Genomic DNA, 15,739 nt, shown 5'->3' on the forward strand with positions numbered 1-15,739 from the left:
AAACTAGACAAGTTTTGCCCTAAATTTATACAGGTCATTATTACTAAACAGGAACGCAAAAAGTGAATCCAGAAATAGCAGCCGTTGATTGTCAACAACAGGCAGAAATATATTTAGTTTTAGGGAAGTTGGAGGAGGCGATCGCACTTTGCCACCAAATTCTCGCATCCCACCCCGATTCTGCCGAGACTTGCAAAACCCTCGGGAAGGCGCTGCAAGCTCAGGGTAATCTAGAAGACGCAAGGTATTGGTATAAAGTTGCGATCGCCCACAAACCGGATTTTGCCGAAGCTTTTGCCAACCTCGGCACTCTCTGCGCTAGTTTGCAACAGTGGCAAGAGGCGATCGCCTATTACCAAAAAGCTATATCCCTGCAACCCGACGTTGCAGGATTTTACCGCAATTTGAGTCGCATATTTACCCAACTAGGTCAAGCTGACGAAGCAGCAGATTGCTGGTATCAAGCACTTTTGGTAGAACCAGTAGAAATAGCGTCAGAATATCTCGATTTGGGCAATACTTTGTTGGCACTCAACAAGCCCCAAAAAGCCATAATTTGTTACCACAGGACGATTTATTTAAACTCTAGCTGTTGTGAAGCTTACTGCAAATTAGCGGAAGCTGCTACCCAACTAAAACAGTGGGACGAGGCTATTTTTAACTACCGGAAAGCTATTAAACTTCAGCCGGATATTTCTGAATATTATTACAAACTAGGCAATGTTTTGAGAGCAAAGAATCTTTGGTGTGAGGCAGAAAAAGCCTACCGAGAAAGTATTGAATTAAATCCAAATTCATTTTGGTGTTACTCCAATTTAGGCGCAGTTTTGCTGGAATTAGAACAATGGCAAGAAGCTGTAATTGTCTACCGCACTGCTGTGGAAATTAACCCGGATTTTTCTTGGTCTTACTACAGCATCGGCGAAGCTTGCGGTAAATTAGAAAAATGGTCGGAATCCGTCGCAGCCTACCAGCGCGCTGTTGAACTAGACCCAAATTTTTCTGGCTCTTTTCACAAGTTGGGAGATGCGCTTTTTCAACTAGAAAAATGGTCGGAAGCTGCGGCAGCCTACCAAAGGGCGATCGCCCTTAATTCCGAATTCTTTTGGTCTCATTATAATTTAGCTTTGAGTTTAGTTAAACTCCAGGAATGGTTGGCAGCAACCTTCGCTTACCAGCGGGCGATCGAACTCAATCCAGATTTTTTTTGGACTTACCACAATTTAGGAGAAGCGCTGTTGAAAACCCAGCAGTGGAAAGCCGCAGCTAATGCTTATCAGCGCGCTATTGAACTCAACCCAAATTTTGCTTGGTCTTATTACAATTTAGGCGATGCTTTGACCCAGCAGCACGACTGGAACGAGGCTGTTTGGGCTTACCTGAGTGCGCTGCAAATCGAACCCGCTCTCCCTAAAATTTACACCAAGTTGGGCGATGCTTTGCTCAAAAGAACTTCAGCAAATTTAGACGCAGCAACCAGCTACTATCACCACGCATTGCAGCCGCTGCACTCTCCTGAATTTTACTGCGAAATTGCCCAAAAGTTTGCCGAGAGCGATCGGCTTGACGAAGCGGCTGTTTTGTACGTGATGGCATTAGAAGTCCGGCCCAAAGATGCAGCAATATCCGCAAAATTAGCGGAAATTTTAGAGATAAAACATCAAAGTGGCGATCGCAGTATATTATTAGAGTTAGAAACTGACGATATTCGCGATCGCTACATTGCCCGAGTGGTCAAAAATCGCACTTTTGCAGAAGTCGGGGGATTGTGGGGAACCGTCAACGAAAAAGTCTCTGTAGCAAACAAATATGGTGCAATTTCTCTAACAATGATTGATGTCACGCCCGCATCTCGACCGTTTTGGCAAGATTTTCGCGATCGCATGGCAAGTTTAAATATTGCTAACTATAATTGTATCAGTCAAGATATAACTCAGATTCAGCCTGCAGAAATTGGTAAGCCCTATGATGTAGTCCACTGTGCAGGAGTTTTGTACCATCACCCACACCCTTTGCAAATTTTAATCAGCTTGCGTCAAATAACAGGGCAGTATTTAATCTTAACTTCAGCTATTACCCAAGAAGTTATAGAAAACGAGCGGGGACGCTACGAAATTCCAGCTTCTGGGGTAATCTTCATTCCCGCTTTGGGCGAAGCAGAACGAGCTATCTTAACAGCTTACTGGCAGCAGTACACCTACGGCACACCAATTCTCGGAGTAATTGAGAAAGCAGTTTTTGACACCAACGACTTTGGGCCGTGGTGGTGGCTGCCTACAGCTTCTGCGTTAGAATCTATGTGCAAAGTAGCTGGATTTAAAGTTTTAGATAAAGGATTGACTTGGTACAATAACGCTCTGACTCTATTGCTGGAGGTTTAAGGATTGAGCGACAAAGAATCACAGCTATTGCTGCTCAAAAAAGGCTAAAAGACTGGTTGATCAGCGAATAACTCGTTTTATTTCCCCAATTATCCTACAAGTAAACAGTTTTTTTTGCACGAAGGATTAAAAAACAAAACATAGCAACCACAAGATGGTGAGGAAATTCTTAATTACTGAAACCCTTCCGAAAAATTCATTTTTCCTGCTAGCCTCTTCCTTTTTGGTTTGTCCTGCTTCCCGATCGCTAATGACTAATCACTAATGATATCATATCCGATCGAGCGAAAAAAACGGATCGCGCGTGCGGAATTTAGTCCGCACGCGCGATCCAATCTTATTGTTGTCAATCGATAGGACACGATATGAACAATGACTAATGACTAATGACTAATGACTTTATTTTTACGGAAAATAATCAATGAACAATCAGCAACGAGAAACGCCATTAGGAAACATTTTAGTAGTAGACGATACGCCAGAAAACCTGCGCCTGCTGTCTACAATGTTGACTCATCGGGGGTATGCTCCCCGCTGCGTGATTAACGGATCAATGGCTCTGAGAGCTTGCAATTCTAATCCGCCGGATTTGATTTTGCTCGACATCATGATGCCGGAAATGAACGGTTACGAAGTATGTCAGCACCTGAAATCTGAAGCAAAAACGAGGGAAATTCCCGTAATTTTTATCAGTGCCAAAGATGAAGTATTCGACAAAGTAAACGCATTTGCTGTGGGAGCAGTTGACTACATCAGCAAGCCTTTTCAGTTTGAAGAAGTGCTCGCCCGCATCGAAAGTCACCTCACGTTGCGGAATTTACAAAAGCAGCTAAAAGAACAAAATGTGGTGCTTCAAGAAGAAATTAGCAGCCGCTTAGCCGTAGAAAAAGTCCTTCACGAAAAAAACCAAATCCTGCAACAAGAAATCAGCAACCGCCTCGCCGTTGAAAAAGCTTTGCAAGATCAAAATTTGCTTCTCCAAAAAGAGATTGCAAACCGCCAGAGGGCCGAATCGGCTCTATTAAAATCTAACCAAGAATTGGCGCGCTCAAATGCGGAACTCGAACAATTTGCTTATGTGGCTTCTCACGATTTGCAAGCGCCTTTAGCAACAATTGCCAGCTACGCTCAACTTTTAGAAAAACGCTATAAAGACCAACTCGATAGTCAAGCTAGTAAGTTTATCGGCAATATTGTTCAAGGCTGCACGAGAATGCAAACTTTAATTGACGATTTGCTCGAATATTCGCGAGTTGGCCGCAGTCAGAAAGCTTTTCAACCAACAGATTGCAATCATGCAGTCCAGCACGCAATCGCTAATCTGCAAGGGGCTATCTGCGACAGTCAAGCAGTTGTTACCTACAGCGAATTACCAAGTGTAATTGGTGATATTTCTCAGCTCGTACAGCTTTTTCAAAATTTAGTTAGCAATGCGATTAAATATTGCCACGATGTACCGCCTGTAGTTCATATTACCGCTGCAAAACAAAAGGAAAATTGGTTATTTTCTGTCTCGGATAATGGAATTGGGATTGCTCGACAGCATCAAGAACGCATTTTTCAAATTTTCCAGCGCTTGCACACTCCAAGAGAATATTCTGGGACAGGTATTGGTTTGGCAATTTGTCAAAAGATTGTGCAGCGTCACGGCGGATGTATTTGGGTGGAGTCACAACCGGGTCAAGGTTCAACTTTTCACTTTACTCTTTCTTAATCGAGACATCATGCAGGCACTTATGTAGAAGCTACAAGCCCGGGAAAACTGAATTAATTCTTATATTTTAAGGCACAAGCTAGAACCTAGAAGTGAAATTGCAAGTTAGAATAAAAAATGTTTTGCGTTGACAGCAGAGTAAATTCGTGATATGATTATAAATCTTAAACACGATTTTTGTAGCGATCGCTTACACCGCAATCTCACCCCGCCCACAAAGGGAGACAATCGCCCCAAAAAAGTGGCGGAAAGCCCCCAAATTTAGACTCAAGTTCAAGCTAGCAGATTCATCTGTGGCAAGTAAATCTCTAATCGACTGACTGCCGATATATGTGTAGGTGGGATTCAATAACGGCCCTGGCAAGAAAAGATAAAATCAAAATTATCTTGATAAAAAACTTTGATTAGTAAATATTATGAAAGCAGTTTTTAACTTAGCTATACCTCCTACCTGCTTTAACATTCTGTTGGTAGAAGACAACCATCAGGAAGCTGAGCTTATTGAAGATTTGCTGTCAGGAATTAGCGGCCGGCAGCGTATATTGGTGACGAAAGTTGAGCGTCTCAGCGAAGCGCAGCAGCGATTGAGTCAAGAAACTTTTGACATCATTTTATTAGACCTTTCACTGCCAGACAGTCTGGGTGTTGAGACGGTGGATCGGGTAAAAGAGTACGGGGTAAATGTGCCGATCGTAGTTTTGACCGCCCAAAACGACGAAGAGCTTGCGCTGCGGTTGATTTCGGCCGGCGTACAGGATTATTTAGTCAAAAGAAAAATCGACGGCGAACTGTTAATTCGATCGCTCCGTTACGCCATAGAACGGCAGAACAGTCAAGATGCTTTGCGAAAAAGCGAAGAAAAATATCGCTCGGTGGTGGAAAATTCTTTAATCGGAATTGCCATCGTCGCTCCAATTGTTCACCCGGCAATTGGTGAAAATTGCAATTGGATAGAAGTTAACGATGCGCTGTGCGATTTGCTGGGCTACGAGCGCGACGAACTCGTGCAAAAGCATTGGCTGGAGTTGATCCATCCAGAGGATTTTGATGTCAATGAACAACAATTGTCTCAGATGCTAGCAGGTACGAACGACGGTTACATCTGTGACAAAAGGTGGCTCAGAAAAGACGGCGAAATAGTTCACACGCGAGTTTCGCTGCGCTGCATCCGTGGCCGAGACGGGTCGATCGACCGGATGATCGAAGTAGTGTTGGACGTGAGCGATCGCTACCGCTACGAAGCCCAACTGAAAGCATCAGAAGATTTTTTAAACCACACTATAAATGCTACGCCAGACCCGATTTTTGTCAAAGACGAGCAGCACCGCTGGATCATCTTAAATGATGCTGTTTGTCAGTTTGTCGGAAAATCGCGGCAAGAACTGCTAGGCAAATCAGATTATGACTTTTTCCCCAAATCAGAAGCGGATGTTTTTTGGGCTAAAGATGAAGAAGTATTGACAACTGGCATCTGCTTGGAAAATGAAGAAACTTTAACAGACACCGCAGGCAAAGAACGCATCATTTCTACCAAAAAAAGCGTTTTTCAAAAAGCAGATGGCAGTAAAGTAATAGTTGGCACAATTAGAGATTTTACTGAATATAGACGGCAGCAAAGAGCCTTGGAACAAAGCGAAGCTAGATTTCAAAAATTGGTAGCTAATCTGCCGGGATCAATTTATCAATTCAGAAGGTCAGCAACGGGACAAAGGTGTTTTCCCTACGTCTCTTCGGGCTGCCGCCAACTGTACGAATTAGAGGCAGAAGTAATAGAGCAAAATGCGGAAATTATTTTCAACGGAATTCATCCAGACGACCGCTTAAATTTAGAAACATCTATAGAAGTTTCAGCTGCTACTTTGGAACCTTGGCAGCATCAGTGGCGGCAGATTTTGCCGTCGGGAAAAGTTAAGTGGTTGCAAGGAGCATCAAGACCAGAAAGGCTGAATAATCAGATCGAATCTGGGAGCGAAGGCGATATTCTCTGGGACGGTTTAGTGATGGATATCACTGAGTTGAAGCAGGCACAAACAGAGCGCGATCGCTTTTTTACGATTTCCTTAGACTTGCTTTGCATTGTCGGTTACGACGGCTGTTTCAAACGTTTGAACCCAGCTTGGTCAACGGTTCTAGGCTACAGCACGGCTGAACTTTTTGCCAAGCGTGCGATCGAATTTGTTCATCCTGACGATCGAGAAGCCACCGCAGCCGAAGCGGCAAAACTAATCGCCGGTACCTCTAGTATTTCCTTTGAAAACCGCTATCTTTGCAAAGACGGTTCTTACAAATGCCTGCTGTGGACGGCATCGCCGTTTGGCGAAGAAGGTTTAATCTACTCCGTCGGTCACGATATTACCTCTCGCAAACAAGCCGAGTCCAAACTCCAGCAACAAGCAGTAGCAATGGGCGCTGCTTATGACGGTATTGCCATTTTTAACGATCGCAAAGAATGTATTTATTCAAACGACGCTTATCTCAAAATGTACGGCTTGGCTAGCACTAGCGAACTGTTTGGCAAGAAATGGAAAATGCTCTACAGCTACGCAGAAAATCAATATTTTGAACGAGAAGTAATGCCGGCGATTCAGGAAAAAGGGTACTGCAATATAGAAGCGCTCGGTCAGCGCGACGACGGTACTAAGTTCCCTCAAGAATTGTCGCTGACAATGCTTGCAGGCGGAGAGATAATTTCTATAGTCCGCGATATTACTAAGAGAAAACAAGCAGAATCAGCACTGCGAGCGAGCCAGCGCCGCTATCAAACTTTGGCAGAAGCGTCGCCGGTTTGCATATTTCACAGCGATGCGTTTGGCAATTGCTTTTATGTGAATCAGCGGTGGAGCGAAATCACGGGATTAAAGGCAGAATTAGCAGCCGAAACTGGCTGGATGAATGCCATTCATCCCGATGATGCGGAGCGGGTGAAAAATGAATGGTACAGGGCAGTTATTCACAAAATTCCTTTTAAATCAGAATACCGCTTTCAGCATCCAGACGGTCGTGTAGTTTGGGCAATCGGTCAGGCGATCGCAGAAATCGGAGATGGGCAGGAAATTAAAGGCTATATCGGCACTATTACTGATATTAGCGATCGCAAACAAGCCGAATTAAACCTGCTGCGAGTGACTCAAGCCGTAGAAAGCACCAGCGACGCGATCGGCATTGCTGACTTGACAGGGCGATCGATCTACCACAATCAAGCCTTTATTCAGCGGTACGGCTACACAGCAGAAGAACTGAACACAGCCGGCGGAGCAACGGCAATCTACCCCAAAACTCAAGTGCTGCTAGAAATGTTGAAAACGCTCCGCAAAGGCAAATCTTGGCAAGGCGAACTCAAAATCAAAACTAAAAGCAACGAACTGGTAACAACTTTATTTCGCGCTGACTGCATCAAAGATGAAACTGGCAATTTAATCGCATTAGTGGGAGTAATGACCGACATCACCGAACGCAAACAAGCCGAGATGGCGCTGCTGCACCAATTAAGGCGAGAGCGGCTGGTAGTTGCCATGCTCGATCGCATTCGCTCCTCCCTCAATTTAGAAGAAGTCCTCACCGCTGCTGTCGAACAAGTGCGGCAATTCTTGCAAACTGACCGCACAGTTATTTACCGCTTTAATCCCGACTGGAGCGGCTTTGTAGTTGTGGAATCTGTGGCAAACAATAGAATTTCATTGCTAAATCTTCACAATCTTGACACCTGTTTTACAGATGGGTTTGTAGATATTTACCAGCAAGGTTATATTCGCTCTATAGAAGATATTTATAGTGAAAATCTGAGCGAATGCCACATTAAAAATCTCGAAGAATTAGAAGTAAAAGCTAACTTAATAGTGCCGATTTTAAAAGCACGAGAAACTATTTCCGCGAGCCAACCGACCGCAGGAAATCTACTCTGGGGACTGCTGATCGCCCAGGATTGCAGCGGCCCCCGTGCCTGGGATTCCTCAGAAATAGAATCCCTCCGGCAACTGTGCGTCCAATTGGCGATCGCGATCCAGCAATCGACGCTATTTCAACAAGCACAAACCGAAATTGCCGATCGAAAAGTTGCCGAAGCTGCCCTCCAACAAGCCGTATTAGCCGCAGAAACCGCCAACCGCGCCAAAAGCGAATTTCTCGCCAACATGAGCCACGAACTGCGGACGCCTTTAAACGGCGTTTTAGGTTACGCTCAAATCCTCAAAACCGACAAAGACTTAACCTCCGATCACCAAGACAGTCTCAGCAACATTCAACAGTGCGGCGAACACCTGCTGATGTTAATCGACGATGTTTTAGACCTTTCCAAAATCGAAGCTAGAAAAATGGAACTCTACCCGGAAGAGTTAAATTTTCTAGATTTCATAAAAAACATTGCCGACCTTTTTGAGATGCGGGCTTCTCAAAAAGGAATTTCCTTCAATTACGAACAAGTGTCTCCCCTGCCTAACTGCGTCAAGGTCGATCGAAAAAGATTGCGCCAAATTCTGATCAACTTACTCAGCAATGCAGTTAAATTTACCAAGAGCGGCAAAGTAACTTTCAAAGTCGGGTATGTCGGAACAGGAGCCTGGAGTCGAGGCCAAGGAGAAAATTACAATTTCTCGATTTTGACTTCGGAACTGAAACAAAATTATATGCGCTTCGCCCACAATGCGATCGCAGCAAAACACGATTTAAAAATCCGCTTTCAAATAGAGGATACCGGGAGGGGCATAGATCAAAGCAAGTTAGAAGAAATATTTTTGCCCTTCCACCAAGTTGGAGGCAATACATTTGTTGAAGGTACTGGTCTGGGACTCTCCATCAGCCAGAAATTAGCCAAACTGATGGGCAGCGAAATTCGCGTCAACAGCACTTTAGGAAAAGGCAGCACTTTCTGGCTGGATTTAGAATTGCCCGCAGCCAAGCGGTACTTGGAGGTGTCTCCTTTGCGTGAAAAACGCTGGCTTGTCGGTTTTGTCGGCCACAAGCGGAAAGTGCTAATCGTGGACGACAATCAACTAAATCGCGGTTTGTTGTGCAGGCTGCTGGGGCGTTTGGGATTTGAGATTGCAGAGGCCAGTAACGGTCAAGAATGCCTCTACAAAGCAGTTGAATTTAAACCGGATGTGATTTTAATGGACTTGCGGATGCCTGTGATGGATGGCTTAGAAACTGCAAGGAGACTGCGACAGTTGCCGGAATTCAAAGATATCGTGTTAATTGCTCTGTCAGCTAGTGTTTTTGAGTCGGCGCAGCAAGAGAGCCTCCTGGCAGGGTGCAATGATTTTGTTGCCAAGCCGATCGAAGCAAATCACTTTTTGGAACGGTTGCGCGTACATTTGGGATTAGAATGGATTTACGAGGAATCACCCGAAAGCAACAAGCGCAAAACTCCCAGTTTGTCACCAGCATCTGATTTTCCTGCTTGTTCTGCTTTGTTACCTGCGGCTTCTGAGTCGGTAGCAAAACTTTTGAAACTCGCAGCTATGGGCGACATTGAAGATTTTTTTAAAGAGATTGCCAAGCTGGAAACTTTGGAACCAAAATTAGTGCCGTTTGCCACCAAGCTGCGCCCACTTGCTAAGGGATTTCAGCTCAAACAAATTCGGAGTATTTTAAAGCAGTATATCGATGGTTAGTAGTTATTGGTTATTGGTTATTGGTTATTGGTTATTGGTTATTGGTTATTGGTTATTGGTTATTGGTTATTAGTTATTGGTTATTGGTTATTAGTTATTAGTTATTGGTTGTCAGTTCCAATCCCTCCGCTACGCTCCGCCCAATGGCTAATGACCTGTTTGCCCTATGCGTACCTCATGTTAGTGAGAAAAGCTATAGCCTTTCTCACTAACATGAGGTATGCTCGCAAGACCTATGCCCTATGCCCATGAGTCCGCGAATCTTTCTGAGAACCGCTATATATAATATTCTGTTGTTTCACTCTAACAGCCAACTAAATAAATCTTTTACTGTCAGTTGCAATTCCCTGGCAAAAGATGGCACGGGCAATAACTGTTCCGGTTCGTCAAACACCTCGGTTGATTGAGCCGGCCGATATACAAAAACCGATCGCTCTTCTGGATCGATTAACCAACCCATTTGAGTTCCGTGTTTGAGACAATGTAAAATATTTTTAGTAACTTTAGTTTGGCTTTGGTCGGGGGAGAGGATTTCAATTGTCCAATCCGGGGCGATCGCAAACACATTTGCCACACCGCCATTTTCGTTACGGGGAATGCGCTCCCAAGTGAATACAGTCACGTCGGGAACGATCGCGCGACCGCCAAAAACACACCGCAGTTCGGGAAATGCTCGCGCCACCTTTTGAGGTTTGAGAGCAGCATTAGCAGCACTTGTCAACTCGCCTTGAATTACACTATGTTCTCCTTGAGGCATGGGTTTTTGAATGATTTTACCGTCAATGTACTCGCTGGCTGGTTTGGTTTCTGACAACTTCAGAAACTCTTCGAGTGTCAAAGATTTTGGCAGGGTTTGTACCATCCGATTTTACCTATAAAATAGGAGTTTAACTTACTATTTTACCAAAAATGGCCCGACTCACGCGATCGCCGATCCGCTTACTTCTTGCTTCGGCCATACCACCTTGCATCCTGCCGCTAATCTTGCTTCTATATATTCAGAGACAGTTTTTTGAGAGAGTTGGGATTGAAATTACTTTGCCTCAGTAACGGCCACGGAGAAGATGCGATCGCCCTTCGCATCTTGCGGGAACTGCAACAGCACCCGCATCCCCCAGAATTGGCCGTGTTTCCGCTAGTGGGCGAAGGGCAAGCTTTCGCTGAACTAGAAAACGCCCGCATCATCGGCCCAGTGCAGCGGATGCCTTCGGGCGGCTTTATTTACATGGATGGAAAGGAATTTTTGCGCGATGTCAAAGGCGGGTTGCTTCAGTTGACTCTAGCTCAGTTTAAAGCGATCCGCGCTTGGGTGCGATCGCAAACACAGTCTGGGAATCAAGACGCAGTTATCTTAGCCTGTGGCGATATCGTACCGCTGCTATTTGCTTGGCAAGGTGGCGCGCCCTATGCCTTTCTCGGCACAGCCAAGTCCGATTATTATTTGCGGGACGAGAACGGGCCTCTGCCTCGCAAATCCAACATTTTTGCTTGGATTTGGTCGCCGCGATCGGTTTATTTGCCTTGGGAGCGCTGGTTGATGACCAGAAACCGCTGTCGCGCCGTTTTTGTCAGGGACGCGCTAACCGCCGAGACTTTACAAAAGCTAGGAATTCCCGCTTGCAATCTCGGCAATCCGATGATGGACGGACTCGAACCGGAAAATCCAGCCGGTTTTTACGGCCTTGACGCAGAGTTTCGCGAAAGGGAGCGATCGCTCGTCATCACGTTACTCCCCGGCTCTAGAGCGCCGGAAGCCTATGCTAATTGGCAGCTAATAGTAGAGGCTGTCGGCGGAATTTTGTCCTTGTTTGCCGATCGTAAACTGTTATTTTTGGCAGCAATTTCTCCAGAATTAAACTTAGAAGCTTTGCGACCTATTTTAGAATTTTTCGGCTGGCGCCAAGACGGCGAAACTAGAACGCAGTGGCGAGAAGGAAGTATTTTGCGACCTCCTGTTTCTAGCCCTCAAGAAATTCATAAAGAATCTCCTAATTTGCTATTGCCCTTGACTTTTGTGCAGAGAAAAGCCACAATGATTTTAACTCAGCAAAGTTTTAACGATTGTTTGTACGAAGCCGATTTAGCAGTAGCAATGGCAGGAACCGCTACAGAACAATTTGTAGGTTTAGGAAAACCCGCGATCGCCATTCCCGGAAACGGCCCGCAATTTACTCCCGGCTTTGCAGAAGCCCAAAGTCGCCTGTTAGGGCCGTCATTAATTTTAGTCAAACATCCCGCCGAAGTTGCCGGCGCAGTACAGTCTTTATTCCGCGACCCCGACAGGTTGCAGCTAATCGCTGAAAATGGCTTGCGCCGCATGGGAGAACCCGGTGCAGCAGCCAGAATTGCCAAGTGTTTAATTCAGCGGTTCGGCGGTGAACGCAGCAACGATTAATTGCCGATCGTACACTAGGGACACAACTATGTTTTGTCCCTACCGAATATCTTTATTTGTACTTTATTAAAAAATCTCTCGCTAACTACTAACTTCCATTGTTTGCTCGTTCGGACTTGAGTCCGATAATTATCAGGACTAAAGTCCGAACGCTCAAACCAGAAAAAATAAATTTGCCGTTTTTTCAGAAGATTGAACCCAGAAATCAGCTTAAGGAATTTTAAAATCCGATTTCACCAAAACACCCGGTTCTCGCTGCATAGGAAGCACATCTAAAGTATCCAATTGCGCGCAATATTTTAAGTCTTCGATTATGCCCAAACCGAGGAGGCGCTGGCCGTGACTGGCTTTTTCCAACAATTCATGCAGCCGATCTTGCCAGTGCAGATAAAGAGCGATCGCCCCAAATACTTCATCGTTACCAGCAAAATCGATCGCAGGAATACCGCTTTCTGCTAGCAAACTTTGGGCGATCGCCCCAGCACAAACCGTATCCTCCAACGAATAACTCCCTTCCCAACCAGAACCCACAATCCAAATACTTTCCGGCTTTTTGCTTAACAAAAACTGCACCACAGATTTGCGGTTAATCAAAGCCGCCGTCAGCACAGTTGCAGCAGCTTGCACTCGTTGCAGAGCCCGAGTACCGTTAGTTGTGCTGATAAAAATGCGCTTGAGAGCCACCTTTTCTGGCGCGCAGTCCAAAGGGGAATTCCCCATGTCAAAACCGTCAACTTTCGCGCCGCCGCGCTCTCCTGCCCGAATCCGCTTGTCTGCAGGCCATTTTTCGCTGCTTGCCATCAGCTTATCCAAGTCGCTGAAAACTTGGACAGCTTCCGCCCCATTATTCAGGGCCGTCGCCATTGTCGTAGTCGCCCGCAGCACATCAACTGCGATCGCGCAAGCCGGCATTTTGTCGGCTGGGGTAAGTTCCGGGGTATGGTAAATAAAAAGCTTCACTTTTGGGCAACCTGCAATAAATCCTCACAGGCAATAATAATAGAAAGTGACGCTCTCACCCCTAATATGTCAAAACAGCTCAATTCAAATCCCGCCCGCGCCGCCATTACCGCACCAATTGGACTCTTGGCAGGTTTCACCTATCCTTTTCGAGCTTTCACGCTGATTTGGCAAACTCCCAAGCTGTGGACTTATGTATTAGTTCCCGTCGTGCTAAATTGCTTAATTGGTATCGGACTTTATTTAAGCTTGCTATTTCCCAGTTTGGCAGGCATAGACGTTTTGGTTGCCGATTTGTCCGTGCGATTTAATGATTTAATTGCGAATTTGCCAGCTTGGTTGAGCTTTCTCGGCGGGTTAACAGTCGCTTTCGGCTGGCTGCTGCGCGTACTCCTAGTGTCAGGACTTTTGCTGGTAATCGGGTTTTTGTTAGTACAGTTTGGCGTGATTTTGGGTTCGCCCTGGTACGGTCAACTTTCCGAACAATTGGAACTGCTGCGGAACGGTCAATTGCCCGCAGAAGCCCCAATGAATGTGGCGAGTGTTTTTCGGGATATTCAAAGGGCGATCGCCTTTGAACTGCGAAAACTACAAATTTTACTGAGCGTCGGCATACCCCTGATACTGCTGAATTTTGTGCCAGGATTCGGCTCTATTCTTAGCAGTTTGGGAGGCGTAGCTTTGGGCGCAACTATTGTCTGTTTAGATTTTTTAGATGCACCTTTGGAAAGAAGGCGCAGGCCTTTTCAGGAGAAGTTAGAAATAATTTGGGCGAGTTTGCCCGCTAGCGGCAGTTTTGGTTTAGTGTGTTTTGGTTTGGTGAGCATTCCGCTGTTGAATCTGTTGGCAATTCCGCTGTGCGTGACGGCGGGGACTTTATTTTTTTGCGATCGCATTTGGCCGGCCCGCTTTGCTTCAAAAGAAACAAACATCGCTCCAGAAACTAACATTACAACTTAAAAAACTACGGAGATGCTTCTACCTTATGCCGAATGCCTTCTACCTGCCCCTGACTCTGGGATTTCCAACTCAGAAACGGGCTTAAAAACAGCCAACTAACGAAAAAGAATGAAGCTGTAAATAGCTGAACAATATCGATCGCAGACAGGTATCCGTCAGCAAACAGCGCAATGCTTCTATCTGTCAGCCCGAATATCCAAGAAAGAATCCCAAACAGCCAAATGCCTTTTTGCAGCATTGACAAAAATGTTGAAACTTCGGAGTTTTGCTGATTATTCATTGATTTGGCCCTTGTTGGCGAACAATCTGATTTACCGGGGCACCCCAAGGGCTTAAGGATTTTTGGTATCTCCTCGGATTCCCTTTGTTTTCTCTATGTTAAGAAATGTTTCCAAAAATTGCAACATACCTCTAGAGGTATTCGCGCATCTATCTCAAGAGGTAGTCGCAGGGTGAAAGAGAAGTAAACTTTGCTACACTTTGGCCGGAAGGGCGATCGCCCTCTTGGCAAATGCCTCCATGACAATTTGTAGTTTACTAGAACTACATCATACTACTCAGAAAGTTGGTAGTGAGGACTTCAGTCCTCAAAACCCAAAACCCCCGCGACAAACAATTTGACGGTCGTTATTAACCACACTTAAGATCCGTTTTGCATCAATAACATCAAACAATGGCACGCTTAAATCAGATTATTGCGATCGAAAAAGGCATCAAAAGCCGATCGATCCTTGAACTAGCAGAAGCCCAAAAAGCCCTCCAAAAGCCAGCTTTGTTTTCTGGAATCTCCCGCACTTACTGTCCCAAAGACGAATAAGGCGAACAACTGCCGCCGGAGTCCAAAAAAGTCGAAGTCAAAGCCGAACAAATTATCCGCAAAACAACTGAAGTTTTGACCAAACTCTTCGACGTAACCGCAACCAAAGATTGGACAAATTGCCGCGCCCGCGCCGACGTAACCCTAGACGGAAACGTGGTGTTGAGCCAAGTTCCCGTCAGCTACTTGCTATTCATTCAAAAGCAGTTAGCCGAGTTGCAAGCATTCATCAAAAAACTACCAATTTTAGATGCTTCCGAGACTTGGAATTTCGATGCTTCCGCCGACTGCTGGTCAACAGAACCGGTGCAAACTCTCAAGACTTTTAAAACTCCGCGCAATTCGGTTACTGGCGGACGGTCAAGTTTTCGGGAACTCTGCCAGCGCGGCGAATCAATGAGTTGCTGCAAAAGGTGAAAATCTTGCAGCAAGCTGTGATGTTCGCCGCGAAGAAGCTAACAATTCTGATGTCGAGGAACAGAGAGTGGGAGAGGGAATTTTTTAATTTTTTCCGCTAATTGCTTGCTTTTTTGATAGTTATAGTTTCAGATATAAACAGAGTACAATTTAAATTTAAATTTTACAAATGTGACAGTACAGGTTCGACTCCTGTCCCTTCAACCCAAAATGAGGGGTAGCCCAATTGGCAGAGGCAGCATTGCGTACAAATTCAACAGCAAGTTATTACTCTAAACTCAGCATTCACCGCCGATCGCTAAAACGAATGTCAGGAAAAATAACATGATCCAGGTTGCTGGCTCAGATCCAGCCCCCTCTACCAAACGCAGGGGGGTAGCTCAATCGGTAGAGCGCGATGCAATTAATCTTAAATCCTTGACTTAAATGTGATAGCCTGTGCAAATGGGCGGTAAATAAAAACCCAGTAGTAAGGTCATAACTACT

Annotated in this window: 11 protein-coding genes; 8 read left to right on the top strand and 3 right to left on the bottom strand. The window is 45.3% G+C overall.

The genetic code is table 11. The annotated features are described in order from the left end of the window. The first annotated feature begins 62 nt into the window (after positions 1-62). The 4 genes from IQ270_RS32185 (at position 63) to IQ270_RS32190 (ending at position 9,956) form a co-directional block, all read left to right on the top strand. Positions 63-2,381 carry a tetratricopeptide repeat protein gene (locus tag IQ270_RS32185; RefSeq protein WP_193971775.1) on the top strand — a complete coding sequence of 773 codons (2,319 nt, stop codon included), beginning with the start codon at positions 63-65 and terminating at the stop codon, positions 2,379-2,381. A 421-nt stretch (positions 2,382-2,802) separates the two neighbouring features. After that, positions 2,803-4,095, top strand: coding sequence for an ATP-binding protein (locus tag IQ270_RS02960; protein WP_193971776.1), 1,293 nt, complete (start codon positions 2,803-2,805; stop codon positions 4,093-4,095). A gap of 416 nt (positions 4,096-4,511) precedes the next feature. Continuing rightward, positions 4,512-9,704, top strand: coding sequence for a PAS domain S-box protein (locus IQ270_RS02965; protein WP_193971777.1), 5,193 nt, complete (start codon positions 4,512-4,514; stop codon positions 9,702-9,704). Between the two features lie 6 nt (positions 9,705-9,710). Further along, entirely contained in the window at positions 9,711-9,956 is a 246-nt protein-coding gene (locus IQ270_RS32190) for a hypothetical protein (protein WP_339384242.1), read from the top strand. 46 nt (positions 9,957-10,002) lie between these two features. On the opposite strand, the gene IQ270_RS02970 is transcribed toward IQ270_RS32190, so the two are convergent. Continuing rightward, a complete protein-coding gene (locus IQ270_RS02970) occupies positions 10,003-10,566 on the bottom strand; it encodes a Uma2 family endonuclease (protein ID WP_193971778.1) in 564 nt (187 codons plus the stop codon). Positions 10,567-10,731: 165 nt separating this feature from the next. Between IQ270_RS02970 and IQ270_RS02975 the strand changes: the two genes are divergently transcribed. Continuing rightward, positions 10,732-12,099 (top strand): lipid-A-disaccharide synthase-related protein, encoded by a 1,368-nt coding sequence (locus tag IQ270_RS02975; RefSeq protein WP_193971779.1) that lies wholly within the window; start codon positions 10,732-10,734, stop codon positions 12,097-12,099. Between the two features lie 210 nt (positions 12,100-12,309). On the opposite strand, the gene IQ270_RS02980 is transcribed toward IQ270_RS02975, so the two are convergent. Continuing rightward, a complete protein-coding gene (locus IQ270_RS02980) occupies positions 12,310-13,059 on the bottom strand; it encodes a 2-phosphosulfolactate phosphatase family protein (RefSeq protein WP_193971780.1) in 750 nt (249 codons plus the stop codon). A 66-nt stretch (positions 13,060-13,125) separates the two neighbouring features. On the opposite strand from IQ270_RS02980, the gene IQ270_RS02985 reads away from it, so the two are divergent. Further along, positions 13,126-14,019 carry an EI24 domain-containing protein gene (locus tag IQ270_RS02985; protein WP_193971781.1) on the top strand — a complete coding sequence of 298 codons (894 nt, stop codon included), beginning with the start codon at positions 13,126-13,128 and terminating at the stop codon, positions 14,017-14,019. Between the two features lie 4 nt (positions 14,020-14,023). Here IQ270_RS02985 and IQ270_RS02990 read toward each other — a convergent pair whose 3' ends face one another. Further along, the gene (locus IQ270_RS02990; RefSeq protein ID WP_193971782.1) at positions 14,024-14,299 is read right to left on the bottom strand and encodes a hypothetical protein; all 276 of its coding nucleotides are present in this window, start codon (positions 14,297-14,299) and stop codon (positions 14,024-14,026) included. Between the two features lie 393 nt (positions 14,300-14,692). Between IQ270_RS02990 and IQ270_RS30640 the strand changes: the two genes are divergently transcribed. Together IQ270_RS30640 and IQ270_RS30645 are read left to right on the top strand one after the other, a co-directional pair. Next, the gene (locus IQ270_RS30640; RefSeq protein ID WP_228056029.1) at positions 14,693-14,836 is read left to right on the top strand and encodes a hypothetical protein; all 144 of its coding nucleotides are present in this window, start codon (positions 14,693-14,695) and stop codon (positions 14,834-14,836) included. Positions 14,837-14,911: 75 nt separating this feature from the next. Next, positions 14,912-15,253, top strand: a complete 342-nt coding sequence (locus tag IQ270_RS30645) for a hypothetical protein (protein ID WP_228056030.1) — start codon at positions 14,912-14,914, stop codon at positions 15,251-15,253. The last annotated feature ends 486 nt before the right edge of the window (positions 15,254-15,739 follow it).

Origin of the sequence: Microcoleus sp. LEGE 07076, from assembly GCF_015207455.1 — a bacterium.
Taxonomy (GTDB): Bacteria; Cyanobacteriota; Cyanobacteriia; order Cyanobacteriales; family Microcoleaceae; genus Microcoleus.

Bases quoted from the DNA above. Each gene is read 5' to 3' on its own strand.
- IQ270_RS02960 (WP_193971776.1), top strand. From the start codon at position 2,803: ATGAACAATCAGCAACGAGAAACGCCATTAGGAAACATTTTAGTAGTA.
- IQ270_RS02965 (WP_193971777.1), top strand. From the start codon at position 4,512: ATGAAAGCAGTTTTTAACTTAGCTATACCTCCTACCTGCTTTAACATT.
- IQ270_RS02970 (WP_193971778.1), bottom strand. From the start codon at position 10,566: ATGGTACAAACCCTGCCAAAATCTTTGACACTCGAAGAGTTTCTGAAG.
- IQ270_RS02985 (WP_193971781.1), top strand. From the start codon at position 13,126: ATGTCAAAACAGCTCAATTCAAATCCCGCCCGCGCCGCCATTACCGCA.
- IQ270_RS02990 (WP_193971782.1), bottom strand. From the start codon at position 14,299: ATGAATAATCAGCAAAACTCCGAAGTTTCAACATTTTTGTCAATGCTG.
- IQ270_RS30640 (WP_228056029.1), top strand. From the start codon at position 14,693: ATGGCACGCTTAAATCAGATTATTGCGATCGAAAAAGGCATCAAAAGC.